Source organism: Pseudotamlana haliotis (assembly GCF_008806375.1).
Lineage (GTDB): Bacteria > Bacteroidota > Bacteroidia > Flavobacteriales > Flavobacteriaceae > Pseudotamlana > Pseudotamlana haliotis.
Genome location: NZ_WAAT01000028.1, coordinates 91332 through 104018, shown reverse-complemented (window position 1 = coordinate 104018; position 12687 = coordinate 91332). Strand labels below are relative to the sequence as shown.

The 12687-nt window shown below is 36.0% G+C and carries 17 protein-coding genes; all 17 read right to left on the bottom strand.

Annotation, left to right across the window (positions count from 1 at the left end; all coding sequences use genetic code 11):
- Positions 1-7: 7 nt before the first annotated feature.
- Genes F6U93_RS04555 through F6U93_RS04475 form a run of 17 tightly spaced genes read right to left on the bottom strand, consistent with a single transcriptional unit; the run spans position 8 to position 12685 of the window.
- On the bottom strand, positions 8-499 hold the full coding sequence (locus F6U93_RS04555; protein WP_225312561.1) for a hypothetical protein: 492 nt from the start codon (positions 497-499) through the stop codon (positions 8-10).
- A 2-nt stretch (positions 500-501) separates the two neighbouring features.
- The gene (locus F6U93_RS04550) at positions 502-870 is read right to left on the bottom strand and encodes a hotdog family protein (RefSeq protein WP_150937273.1); all 369 of its coding nucleotides are present in this window, start codon (positions 868-870) and stop codon (positions 502-504) included.
- A gap of 4 nt (positions 871-874) precedes the next feature.
- Entirely contained in the window at positions 875-1468 is a 594-nt protein-coding gene (locus tag F6U93_RS04545) for an outer membrane beta-barrel protein (protein WP_150937271.1), read from the bottom strand.
- A gap of 15 nt (positions 1469-1483) precedes the next feature.
- On the bottom strand, positions 1484-2089 hold the full coding sequence (locus tag F6U93_RS04540) for a hypothetical protein (protein WP_225312560.1): 606 nt from the start codon (positions 2087-2089) through the stop codon (positions 1484-1486).
- Positions 2067-2684, bottom strand: coding sequence for a LolA family protein (locus tag F6U93_RS04535; protein WP_225312558.1), 618 nt, complete (start codon positions 2682-2684; stop codon positions 2067-2069). The genes F6U93_RS04540 and F6U93_RS04535 overlap by 23 nt, the downstream gene beginning before the upstream one ends.
- Positions 2677-3453 (bottom strand): polysaccharide deacetylase family protein, encoded by a 777-nt coding sequence (locus tag F6U93_RS04530; RefSeq protein WP_150937269.1) that lies wholly within the window; start codon positions 3451-3453, stop codon positions 2677-2679. Before F6U93_RS04530 ends, F6U93_RS04535 begins: the two co-directional genes overlap by 8 nt.
- Positions 3447-4511: a beta-ketoacyl synthase N-terminal-like domain-containing protein gene (locus tag F6U93_RS04525; protein WP_150937268.1), complete on the bottom strand. Its 1065-nt coding sequence runs from the start codon at positions 4509-4511 to the stop codon at positions 3447-3449. Before F6U93_RS04525 ends, F6U93_RS04530 begins: the two co-directional genes overlap by 7 nt.
- A gap of 10 nt (positions 4512-4521) precedes the next feature.
- Positions 4522-5724: a beta-ketoacyl-[acyl-carrier-protein] synthase family protein gene (locus F6U93_RS04520; protein WP_150937266.1), complete on the bottom strand. Its 1203-nt coding sequence runs from the start codon at positions 5722-5724 to the stop codon at positions 4522-4524.
- Between the two features lie 25 nt (positions 5725-5749).
- Complete coding sequence (locus tag F6U93_RS04515) at positions 5750-6010, bottom strand: phosphopantetheine-binding protein (RefSeq protein WP_150937264.1); 261 nt, start codon at positions 6008-6010, stop codon at positions 5750-5752.
- Between the two features lies 1 nt (position 6011).
- Positions 6012-6632 carry a 3-oxoacyl-ACP synthase gene (locus F6U93_RS04510; RefSeq protein ID WP_150937263.1) on the bottom strand — a complete coding sequence of 207 codons (621 nt, stop codon included), beginning with the start codon at positions 6630-6632 and terminating at the stop codon, positions 6012-6014.
- A 1-nt stretch (position 6633) separates the two neighbouring features.
- The gene (locus F6U93_RS04505) at positions 6634-7695 is read right to left on the bottom strand and encodes a class I SAM-dependent methyltransferase (RefSeq protein WP_150937261.1); all 1062 of its coding nucleotides are present in this window, start codon (positions 7693-7695) and stop codon (positions 6634-6636) included.
- 3 nt (positions 7696-7698) lie between these two features.
- The gene (locus F6U93_RS04500; RefSeq protein ID WP_150937259.1) at positions 7699-8844 is read right to left on the bottom strand and encodes a beta-ketoacyl-[acyl-carrier-protein] synthase family protein; all 1146 of its coding nucleotides are present in this window, start codon (positions 8842-8844) and stop codon (positions 7699-7701) included.
- A gap of 18 nt (positions 8845-8862) precedes the next feature.
- Positions 8863-9309, bottom strand: coding sequence for an acyl-CoA thioesterase (locus F6U93_RS04495; protein WP_150937257.1), 447 nt, complete (start codon positions 9307-9309; stop codon positions 8863-8865).
- Positions 9287-10552, bottom strand: coding sequence for an ABC transporter permease (locus tag F6U93_RS04490; RefSeq protein WP_150937255.1), 1266 nt, complete (start codon positions 10550-10552; stop codon positions 9287-9289). Before F6U93_RS04490 ends, F6U93_RS04495 begins: the two co-directional genes overlap by 23 nt.
- Positions 10545-11288, bottom strand: coding sequence for an ABC transporter ATP-binding protein (locus tag F6U93_RS04485; protein ID WP_150937253.1), 744 nt, complete (start codon positions 11286-11288; stop codon positions 10545-10547). Before F6U93_RS04485 ends, F6U93_RS04490 begins: the two co-directional genes overlap by 8 nt.
- Positions 11281-12288, bottom strand: a complete 1008-nt coding sequence (locus F6U93_RS04480; protein WP_150937251.1) for a BtrH N-terminal domain-containing protein — start codon at positions 12286-12288, stop codon at positions 11281-11283. The genes F6U93_RS04485 and F6U93_RS04480 overlap by 8 nt, the downstream gene beginning before the upstream one ends.
- Positions 12278-12685: a hypothetical protein gene (locus F6U93_RS04475; protein WP_150937248.1), complete on the bottom strand. Its 408-nt coding sequence runs from the start codon at positions 12683-12685 to the stop codon at positions 12278-12280. Before F6U93_RS04475 ends, F6U93_RS04480 begins: the two co-directional genes overlap by 11 nt.
- Positions 12686-12687 lie beyond the last annotated feature (2 nt).

Genomic DNA, 12687 nt, shown 5'->3' with positions numbered 1-12687 from the left:
CAGTTATTTATAAGCCTATCATTCGTGCTTTTTCTTCGTCTGTAAAGTGTTTGGAATGGGAAACATAATCTGCAATATGACTTTTTAAAGAACGACTGGTAATTCCGTTAAAATTCTCTAAAATAAACGCTTTGTCGTTTTCAATAGCATCATTATACCTCAAAAATTTTGGCACATTCTGTTGAATACTAAGCCTTACAAAACGTACTTCAATGTTACTTGAATCTTTATCTACCGCATATTCAACCAAGCCAACACCGTCTAGAAAACCTTCCTTCTTTCCCTTTATGCTTTTGGCACTCCTAGCCATAAGCGCCACTATAGCCCCTTTGTAGGCTACAAGCTCTACGCTATCGGCTTTAGTCACACCTTCTAAATCGTTGTAAAGCGTTTCAATTTTACTGGAATCCTGAGCCGCATATTTATAGGCCGCTCTAATCGTGTCTAAATCGACAGACTGAGCTATAAATAAAAGAGTAAATGCCAATACATACTTCATAACTATTGTTTTTCAGTATAACTACTCGACAATTTTAATGCCACAGTATCTTCAAAACGTGTTGTGTTTTTAACCTTATACCCTGTTTCAGTTTCGGTGATATTCAATTGAATTTCTAAATCTGGTGTTTTTTCAGGGTTAATAATTGCCATAAACTTGATATTACTCGAGCTTTGCATAAATAACTTTTTACCAACTACTTCTTCGGTCAGTTCTTTAATGATTTGCATCATGCAAACCCCTGGGGTTACCGGATTACCAGGGAAATGTCCTTTAAAAATATCATGATCTTTATTAATTGTAATTTGTGCAGTTGTTACCGCGTCATCTACTAATAAATCATTTACCGTATAAAAATCTTTTAGTTGCATATCATTAAAACTTGAATTTATAAAACACCCCTATTTGAAAGGTCGAATTCAATTGGGTTTCTCTGCTCAGTAGATCAGAATCAAAACTATTAAAAGCATCAGAGAAAACATCTATAGTTCCTTGTTTATATCGCGCCTCAAAACCTAATCCGTTATCAAACTCATAACCAAGACCAAAGGCAAAGGTAAGATCCACAAAAGTCACATCATTCCCGTCGGCGTCATTGTATAAGCCCACCAAAGTATCATCGGCATCAAAATCTAAACCAGGCGCTACGATAAAATGGAGCCCAGAATCCTTTATAAAAAATTTATTAGCAACAGCCACCGAGATGTAGTGAATATCCATATCGGCTTCTGAATACCCATCACTTTGTCCGCCTTGAAGCGAATAGCCTAATTCTGGTTGAAGGGCATAAAGTTCTGTGAATTGAATATTAGCAAACATACTCAAGTTAAATCCAGTTTTAGTCTCCAGGTTGGCCTTTGATATATTTGATAAATTAACACCGCCTTTTAATCCAAAAGAGGCTTTATTTTGAGCATAAGACACTGTCATTAATGTAGATAAGCAGAGTGCTAATATCGTTTTTTTCATAAAAATTGGTTCCTTTTAGTTGATTGATTTGAGTCCCATTTTAAACTTAATATTAAAATGTTGTATGTTAATATTATGGGCAATATTATTACTAATTTCTGAGAATGTAAACACAACTTGTGCCTTTCCGCATTTACTCTTCACTATTTTATTCAAGGGGTTTGTTCCGAAGTAAAAATAATCATCAGAATCGATAACCGTTTGACCCACCGTTTGTTTATCACTCTTAAAGGCTGCCTTTAGCTTTAAATTTTCGGTAATTAATACTTTAAAGTCTTTTTTTAAGACATTAATGAGTATTTTTTTATCAAGGGCTTCTAATATAGAATTGACTTTAAAGGCTTCTTTATCAAAGGAAAAATCTAATATTTTATTTCCCATTTCGGTAGTAAAAACTACTCTATGATGTAGGTCATCAATCTTTTTTACAATAAAAATTCCTCCAAAAACTTTGTCATAAACTTCAATAGAAGCCTTGTAAACATAGTCCTTTTCTACATTTGAAAAATACACATTATGGAAGTCAGCTTGGTCGTTTATGGATTGAAATTGCTGTTTCTCAGGATACGAGGCACAAGAAACAAAAAGTAAAACCAGGCTAAGGCTTAAAAACCGTATCATCTATAGGCTGGTTTAAAACTTTATTAGTAAATACAATTTTAGTGTAATCTTGAGAAGATTCTATCATTTTAACTTCTACCACATCGGCAGCTTCATTAAAAGTGATGTGGAAGGCTTTTATAAATTTAGCTAGCTTTTCATCTTTGGGTTTGAAATGTACTAAACTTGCATTTTCAAGTTTGTAATAATCAATGACGAACTTTTCATCATCAAACATGTCGCCTTTAACGCTACTAACTATGAGGTTATTTAATTGCTTAAACATTTTGTTTCGCCCAATATCAATATCACTTTTACGGCCTTCATCGTTTATGAAAATCTTGTTATCTCTAAAAATAATGGCATAAGAAAACGGTGTTTCATAAGCCCATTTTACAAGATCGGGCGCTTTAAAGGCTAACTTTCCGGTTGATTTGATATCATTATCTAAAAAATCGAGGTGCTTGTATTGGGTGAAATCACTAAAGATGCTTTCAGTATCCTTGGCAAAAGCCTGGGCTTTCAATTTTAGAGCCGAAGCTTCTTCGGTCGTCATTTTAGTTTGTCCTTGCGTTGCGAAAACAATAAAAAAGATTAGAAATACAAGGTTACGCATAGGCTTTGATATCAAATAAGGTGTCTATAGTGACGGGTTTCAAGTTTTGTTCCTGCAAAAATAACAATAACTGTTCCAAAACAAGAACAGTTTTCTCACTGCTGTCATGCAATAGAATGACGTCTCCCGCTTTTAAATTAGTTGTAATACATTTTAAAATCGCCTTTTTGCCTAATTTGGTAGTATCTAATGAACGTTTACTCCAGCCCACCGATTGGAGCCCGGTTATTCCCAAAGCGCGTCTTATATTGGGGTTTGTAACTCCGAAAGCCGGACGATACAGGTTCATTTTTAGTCCGCATTGTTTTTCAATAACAGTATTAGTGCGTTGCAACTCTTTAACCACTTCTTCAGTTCCGAAAAAACCAAAACGATTGCTATGCGAATACGTATGGTTACCAACCACATGTTGGGCTTCTAAAATACTCTTAAAAATCTCAGGGTATGCTTCTATATGTTTTCCTATGCAAAAGAAGGTCGCTTTGGCATTATAAGTTTTAAGGAGTTTTAGAACTTTTGGTGTGAATTCGGGATTCGGACCATCATCAAAGGTAATGGCTATTTGGTTTTTGTTGGTTTTGTAATTCGCGTTTAAAGAAGACAAATGGTAGTTCCAACCAATAAAAGCAGAACCTAAACCTGTGATTAAAAGCCACAGCAATAATATAATAAAAAGGTAGATTAGAGATAAATCATAAAAAAGGCATAATGCTAACAAACCCAAACACGTTAAGCCTGCTATAATATTTACCGATTTAAAATTTAGCATGTTTTTAATAAAGTAAAACTATGATTTTCACCACGATATTGGTTGTAGAGTAAAACGGTTTTAAACCCTGAAGACTTGATGTCGTTTAACTTAACTACTTCTGGAAGCGACTGAAGCTTTAAAACTTTTGAAGCCAACCAAAAACCGAATGACGAAGCCGTATTAAACTCTCCAGAGAGATGTTTGTAATAGGCTTGTTGGGTATCATTAAATAGCTCATGACTTAAAACATCATAGCAGCTATCATAATCTACATCACCGTTATAGCCAAGAACCACTAAGTCAATATCTTCTGCTGAGAAACCATTATTGGCTAAAAAAGCGGTTGCTGTTTCCGGCACGCTAATTTTAGGCAAAGTATTAAACATCTTTACTGCTATTAACTCAGCATATGACGAGGCTTGTTTTTTGTTAGAAAGCACAAAAAAGTTGGCACCTTCTCCAAAAACAGCACCCGAAGTTTTAGATTTTAATAATTCTGAAGTCTTTACAGCTTCTCGTTTCACATGACCAACTAACTCTTGAAGCTTGAACGTGTGGTCTCCAATTTCATCAATACCACCAACCAAAATATCGTCTTCTTCTCCTGAGGCTAGTTGCAGTTTTGCATCTAACAGGGCCGACTCAAACGAATTGCTCGAGTGAACGTACGTGAAGTTATAACCTTTGCATTTTAATTCTAATGCCACTTGTCCGCCAACCGTATTATGCGTTGACTGGATAAAAGACGTTGGTGTTAAATACTGCTCATCATTATCAATGAGGTTGCTTAAGAATTTTTCAGAATCTCGTAAACAGCCCATACCTGTTCCGGTAATAATCGCATCAACTTGCTCTAGTCCTGCTTCTTGAACAGCCATTTTTGAAGCCACAATACTCATTTTTATTCCTTTAGCCATACGTCTTGCTGCCGCTGGTGGAATAAAAGCTTTATAATTAGGGTTTACAACAGGAATCACAATTGCTTCATGATCTATAAGATCAGTTAAAAACTCAGCTTGATCAAATGTTTTTTGAGCTGAAATAGAAGCGATACTATTTATGTAAACCTTTTTCAATGTTTTTTATTTAGGATTCTTTTGAAAAAATTACCGTGGAACAATTCCCACCAAAACCAAAGGAATTCGACATCACAGCATTTAATGTTTTTTTCTTGACCTCAAGTTGTGGACGTATATCAAACTCTTTCATTTGCGTTTTGAAGTTCAAATTTGGGTAAATCACATCATTCTGAAGTGCTAAAATGGAATAAACCGCTTCAATCGCTCCGGCTGCTGCTAAGGTGTGTCCTGTATAGGCTTTTGTAGAGCTAAAATCAGGTACTCTATCTTCAAAAACTCGAATAATCGCCCGGCCTTCCGATAAATCATTATTTCCTGTTGCCGTACCGTGAGCATTAATATAATCGATATTCTCAGGAGTATAACCTGCTACCTTTAAGGCTTTTTGCATGGCTAAAGTGGCGCCATCACCATTCTCAGATGACGCGGTTTGATGAAAAGCATCATTCGCGTTACCATAGCCCTTTACGTAAGCTAAAACTGCTTTGTTTTCTTTTTGAACAATAGCATCAGACTCTAAAACTAAGTAAGCCGCAGCTTCGCCTAAGTTCAACCCCTTACGATTTTCATCAAAAGGCGTATTGTAAGTATCTGATAAAATCATCAGGGTTTTAAATCCGTTTATCGTGAACTTAGATAGGCAATCTGCACCACCAACCACGACACGATCAAGCTCTCCTGATTTAATTAAACGCGCCCCTAGCATAATCGCATTTGCTGCGGAAGAGCAAGCCGTACTAATGGTAGTCACTAAACTCTTATCAATACCTAATTGCTGTGCTATTTTTTGGGTAGAATCGCCAGCATGATGACTCTCAATATACTTTTGAACAGCTTCATTTTCAAAAGACTCGTAGTAATACTGCTCGGTCATGTCCATACCCCCAACACTAGTTGAGGAAATTAACCCTGTATTATATGCTGTTATATTATCTATTCCAGCATTGTTAACCGCTTCTTTAGCAGCTAAACATCCCAGTAAAGCCGTTCTTGTAAAGCTGTTATCAGGATTTAAACCTATTTGCGCAATAAGTTCTTCATTTGTAAAGGCAATTTCACCAACCATAATATCATTCACATGATTGGTTTTTATTTTTGAGACTCTAGAAATCCCCTTTCGGCCTTCAATTAAAGACTGATAGTTTTCTGCAACATTGTTTCCAATGGCAGAAATGATTCCCATTCCCGTTATAGCAACGCCTTTACTCATAAATTTAGAATACTTTAAGCGTTTTTTAGTTTGTTGTTCTGTGTGCTGTAATATAATCGGCCATCGTATTAATCGATTCGAAAATTGCACGCCCTTGCTTTGGGTCAGTTAATTTAATACCATAGTTTTTATCTAACATTACAATAAGTTCTAGAGCATCAATAGAGTCTAAACCTAGGCCATCTCCAAAAAGCGCATCGTCATTCCCTATATCTTCAACATTGATATCTTCTAGGTTTAATTGTTCTATGATAAATTCTTTTAATTCTTGCTTTAAAGCATCCATATTAAATATTGTATAATTTGTTAATTTCTTGTTCGTTATTGTCTATATCTCCTTCCAAAGCAACCAAATATAAAAAGGCTTTATAATGGCCTTCATCATCAAAATCCACCCATCCGCAAAGTACTTCTTTAGCCTTATTTTTAGACAACAAAATATCGGAATAGGTCTTTAAATGATTGGCATTAAACCGCTCAAAGATAAAGAAACTATTTTCGGAATTCAATTTATATTTTATACTAATCTCCCCGATGCAAATATTAGGTAAAGTGTACACAAATATGGCTGGACTAGGAAAGTAATTTGATGAATCTTCAATAGTATTTTGGTGTTTTCTATCGGTGTTTAAACTGGAAGATTTGTTAGAAAACACAATGGCAATATCCTGTGCTTCTTCAGGGTTTATTTTTTCATTTTTCAGTAAAACATCAGCCGCTAAAAAGGCCAACTTGCTCAAGTTATCCATTTTAAAAAACTTGGAATACTTGGTGTTTTCAGCCTTATAGGCCGCTTTTATAAATTCAGCAAATGGTTTTGATGTATCTGCATATAAAACCTGACCGTTAAGTGATAACCCCCCTTCCTCAATGTGACAATATGATTTTATTTTATATGCTTGTGACATGTTATTTTTTATTGAAAGTAAGCATGGTGTGATACTCTCCAAAAGCAATATCCTCTTGAAGTTCTAAACCTGCAGCAGCAGCGATATCCATAAACTCGGTGGCCTTATACATTTTAGAGTTCCCATTGGCTAAAGCCGTAAAGTAAATAGAGGTCGCCTCTAAAATAAACTTCGCATTATCAAATTTTTGTCTATCGGTAAAAGTTTCGACAATGATTAACTCGGCATCATCATCCATGGCATCTACACAAGTTTTCAGCACTTTATAAATTTCTCCTTTGGAAAAACAATCTAAAAACTGACTCATCCAAATGGTATCTGCTCCAGTTGGAATTTGTGGATTTTCAGACAGCCAATCAATTTCATGACCAGTCACACGATTTTCAAAACCAGCATCTTTTACATTTTTTAAAGCTTTATTTAACTGCCCCGGAAGGTCAATCATGGTCATGTGTGCAGCATCGTTACTTTGGCAGCATTTAATAGTGAACTTTCCGGTATTAGCACCAATATCAAAGATGTTTTTTCTATCTTTTTCAAACACAAATTTCACCGCATCACTAAAAATATCATCAGAATAATGGTGATCAAACTCAAACCATGATTTCTGTTGTAAAGGTGTTAATTTTGACAAGCCTTCATATATAGTCTTCCACGCTCCTAGTTCTTTCAAACCTTCAGGTTTCCCTGTTTTAATGGCTTCATCTAAATGAAACAAACCTTTATAGCACACTTCATTCGTGAAGTTAATATTCACATTTACCGTTTCGTTAAAAGCTAAAAAATAACCTGTCGTTGTTAACTCATAATGACCGGTTTCGCTTTGACTAACAATCTCTGAGGATTCTGAAATTTCTAATAACACGCCAATGCCATAATCACTAATATCTAGTTTTTCAGAAAGTTCTTCAAGTGTGATCCCTCCTTTACTTCGGCGATCAAAAATAAGTTGGAAAACACCCAGTTTTCGAAGGGCCACAACCGCTTGAAAAACGAATGGTGCAAAGGCAATTTTTTGAGCTTCCTGAATAGCGTCTATAGCTTTAATGCTTTGATTTGACATATTTTAATTTACTTTTTTAAATAATACTGCGGTGTTACACCCCCCGAAACCAGAGGCTGTTTTTAAAAATATTTGTAATGGTTTTTGTTCTGTTTTTTCTATAATATTTAGTGGTTGTGTGACCCCTAAAGTTTCAAAACCAGCCGATTTATAGAGCGTTTGGTTTTTTAAAGACTGCATCCCAACAATAGTTTCAACGAGTCCTGAAGCCCCAAGTGTATGTCCGAAATAACCTTTCAAACTATTAAGTGGTACCTCAGCCAAGTCCATACGATTAAAGGCAATGGCCTCCATTTCATCATTAAACAAGGTAGCTGTGCCGTGTGCGGAAATATAGTCGACGTCTTTTGAAGTGATTTGCGCTTCTTTAAAAGCCAATTGCATGCTACGATAAAGCCCTTCACCTGTTCTTGAAGGCCCTGAAATGTGATTAGCATCATTACTTGAGCCTTCACCTAAAACCTCAACGGCATCATTTGAAAGGCTGTTTGTATCATTTGTGATTAGTGCCGAAGCGGCTACTTCACCGATATTTATCCCTATACGATTGGCATCGTAGGGCTTACAAGGTGCTTTACTTAAAGCCTGAAACGAATGAAAGCCAGACAACGTAAAGGCACTCACCACATCTCCGCTAGCTATAAATACATGATCATAAACGCCGTAATCGATATAACGTTTTGCTATTGAAACCGCCAATACTCCCGAAACGCAAGCGTTAGAAACCACTATGGCTTCGTTTTTAAAATTGAAATAAGATTTGATTTGTTGCCCTAACTCTGCTAGGTAAGCTCGAGAATCATCAAAGGGATTATTAGGCTCTAAAACATCAATATTACCTTTTGTACTTGAAATGATAAGGCCAACTCGTTCATTTAAGTCTATACCTGAAGATTTTACCACTTCATTTAAAGAGGTAATCATCATTTTTTCTAAGCGTGTATAGTCCTTTTGTGGCGCTAGTGTATTAAAAGCTGAATCTAAAGCTTGATTATCTATCAGGGCTCCACAAAACGCTTCTTGAAAAATATTTTTATCATCAATAACCTGAAGTCCGGTTTTCCCGGAAGCTATATTTTTAACAACCTCATCGGTTGAAAAACCGAGAGCAGAAACGATATTATTATATGAAACGTGAACTTTATGCAATGCTTTATTAATCTTAATTTAAAGGAGTCCTACTTGTTTTTTCCAGTCCATAAAAAACTCCGGAATATTTAACCACAGTTCGCCATTACCAATATCATCTACAAAAACCTGAACGGTTTCTCCAGTGCAAACCAACGCTTTATTTTGATTATAGATTTCGTATCTAAAAATCATTTTTGCCGCTGGACTATCTACATAAATGGTTTTAATCGTTGCCACATCGCCGTAACGTAATGGTCTCTTATGGTCGGTACTTGATTTTATAATAGGTGTTGCAAAACCGTGTTCTTTCTGATTTAAATACGAAATACCATGCTCCCTTCCGAAGGACTCTCTACCATCCTCAAAATATTGAATATAATTGCCGTGCCAAACGATTCCCAACGGGTCGGTTTCAACAAAACGCACTCTCACTTCACTAATATGTTCAATTTCTTTGTGCTTAGACGGCATGTTTCTTTTCATTATATATTATGGCAATTAAAGTGGTTGCTATAAAAAACAAAAATAGCAAACCTAACTCAGGGAGAATCTCCACAAGGCTGGTATGTCTTAAAAAGATATCAAGATAGGCATTTAAACCCCAATTCATGGGTGAAATATTTGATAATATTTGCATGATTTCCGGCATAATAAAAACAGGCACCCACACACCTCCAAGGGCAGCCAAGATAACCACTAAGGTGGCGCCAAAAGGGGCAGATTGTTCTTGCGTTGTTGCTATGGTTCCTAATAACAACCCTAAACCAATAGCTGCCAATCCTGTAAAAATAGTTACTAACAGTAATAAAGGCAAGCGTCCTGACACATCTAAAGTAGGCAAGCCTATCTCAGGGAAAACGAAAATCCCCACCAGGAGCATCAATATAAATTGAATGATACAAACCACTAAATACACTAAGGTCTTACCAGCTAAAACCGTGGTATAAGACACGGGGTTAGTACGTAAGCGAACAAAGGTGCCCTGACTTTTCTCCTTCACGATATTGATGGAAAGTGGCACGATGATAAAAAAGATGGCAAAGAGTGTCCAAGCTGGCACATTATGTTGCACCGAGTTAGGTAACAATACTTGATCGCCCTTTTTTGCGAGTACTTCTTTGAAGGTTATATAGTTTTCAGTTTCAAAAATAGCTTCGGAAGGGTCGTCAGTGATTTGCTTTTGAAAGGCTTTGTAAATAGATTCTGTTTCTATTTGAGACACCATTTTATCAATACCGTTTTTCACGGAAGACTTAAAAGACTGCTGCGTTGCTGGATCAAAATAAAGGCGCACTTCTTTTTTAGGAATCTCAACTAAATCTTCTTCTGACGTTTCTTCCATCATGAATTTAGCGATAATACTGCTTACATTTTGATTGACCTTTCGCTCGAGGTCAACCGATAAATTTTCCGGAATGACAATGGCTAATTGGTAAGTGCCTTTATACACCAATTCTTTAGCTTGTGCTTCGGTTTTATCTGAAATAATTTTAAAAGCATTAGCCGTTTCTAGTCCTTCTTCAATGGTTTTTGAAACGTCTCCTTTATCATTATTTACTAATATGATAGGAATATTAGTATCTGAAACCGTTTTAAAGGTGCTATCTTGTATAAGAGTCACAGTAATTATCAAGACCAACGGCATCACGAATAAAATCGCTACACCACCAATATCTCGACTTAGTAATAACAGTTCCTTATATGTTGAGGCCCAAAGTTTATGCACTATCTCTTAATCCTTTACCCGTTAATCCTAAAAACACATCTTCTAAATTATGGGCGCCTTCTTGACTTTCTACTAAGGCTTTCGGCTTGCCTTCTGCAATGAGTTTCCCTTGGTCAATAATCGCTACTTTAGTACAAAACAATTCGGCTTCATTTAAGTGATGTGAGGTATAAATGATTGTAGCACCGGCTTGATTTAAATTCTGAAGAAAATCTATGATGACGTTTTTCGACTGCACATCTACCCCTACTGTAGGTTCATCTAAAAACAGCACACGTGGTTCATGCAGCAAGCTAGCAATGAGGTTTACACGACGTTTCATCCCTCCTGAAAAGGTTTCTATTTTTTTATCTGAAAACTTTAACAAGCCTAATTGATCGAGTTTGTCTTTGATTTTATCATCTAAACTTTTCCCTTTTAAACCGTACATACTTCCAAAGTATTTTAAATTTTCAAAAGCTGTAAGTGTTGGGTATAAAGCGTACTCTTGAGGTACAATGCCTATAAGTTGTTTTAATTGATTTTTATGATTTTTATAATTCAAACCATTAATAGTGAAAGCCCCTGAAGTTGGTTTAATGAGTGAACACAACATGGAGATCAAGGTCGTTTTTCCCGCACCGTTAGGTCCAAGCAAGCCAAAAATTTCTTTTTCAGCAATGAACAAATCTAAATCCTTAACCGAATACGATTCAGCAGATTTATATTTTTTAGAAATTTGTTCAATATTAATCATCGTTCTTTATGGCTTTCCTTAATTTTTTAAAAAACAATTCTTCCTTTTCAGCAATGGCTTCCAATTGTGACGCGACATCGTTATAAGCGTCCATCTTTGCTTTTCTATTTCTATAAATGCGTGAAAGGTCTAGTGCAAAATCACGCCATAAATCACCAATTACGGTCATTTCTTTAGATAATTCTGCTAAGGTATCATTTTTTAAAACTTTACTCGCTTCTTGTAGAAAAGCGGCATAAATATAACGAAAACCGCCGCCACCGGTACCAATTTCCTCCTGCATTCTTACAATCTGCCCCAGATAGTGATTGGCTTTACGAACCCCTTTCTTCTTTGGCCATTTACGAATCAGTTTGGCTACCATGCGAATACCCTTCACCCCAACAATAGGAACAGGAGCCAACATATCTTTACAAGTATGCTTGATGCCTTTTTTAATGGCCGATTCTAAACTTAAAGTGTCAGGAAAACCAGTTGGGTAATAAATATGACCTTTAGGAGCAAAAGCGCCTTTGGCAAATCTTACTTTTTCAAGTTGTTTATCACTAAGCGTCGTTACGGTTTCCATAACGGGGTCACTAATGAGATAATTCGAATCTTCCTTGCCGTAAACCACTAAGTTGTGCGCATTGAAATGAAAGCGGTATTCATCAGGAAAGTACTCGAGGTTATAGACCCCGACTTGCAAACCTACCGGATTGTTGTTTTGAAGATTCTCATCTAATCTGGCTTTGGCTTTTTGCGGACTCTTAAACTTTTCATGCTTAATTTTTATCCCTACGCGTTTAGCAAAACGTTTAAAAATAGCACCAGGCATCGCACGATAGGTTATGGCAGGTGCATGATTGACCTTTAAAAAAGGAATGTAACAAAAAAGCAATCCGGAACCTATTCCAAATACCATAGGCTCACTAACATCAAAGCCATTATGCTTCATTAAGTTAGATACAACACCATTCTCACAATGTGCCGATTGATGGTGTGTAAATTTAATTTCCATGCTTTATCTCTTTTAATTCCTCTATAGTGATTTCAAAAACATCAGCGTATTTTTGAAGTATTTTATTTGATAACTTATTAAAAACTTTGGGTTTAAAATGACGTTTTACACGCCATTTCCAAAGTCCTACGTAGCTAGCTAGAATACCGATATCCATTTTATGAACTTCCATATAATATTCTAAAGGACTAGATTTCCCCTGCTCTACGTTTTCTTTAGCATGTGCGATGCGTTCATTAATTTCAGCAATAGCATTATCTAAAGCAATGGTTTTAGGTGCCCAGCCCGAACTGTGCGCTGTAGTATATTCACCATCTTCGTTAACCGCATAACACAATTCTTTTGAATTGGTGGTTTCTAAACTACTTTTATCCTGAGGTACATCTTGTTTCTTCATAA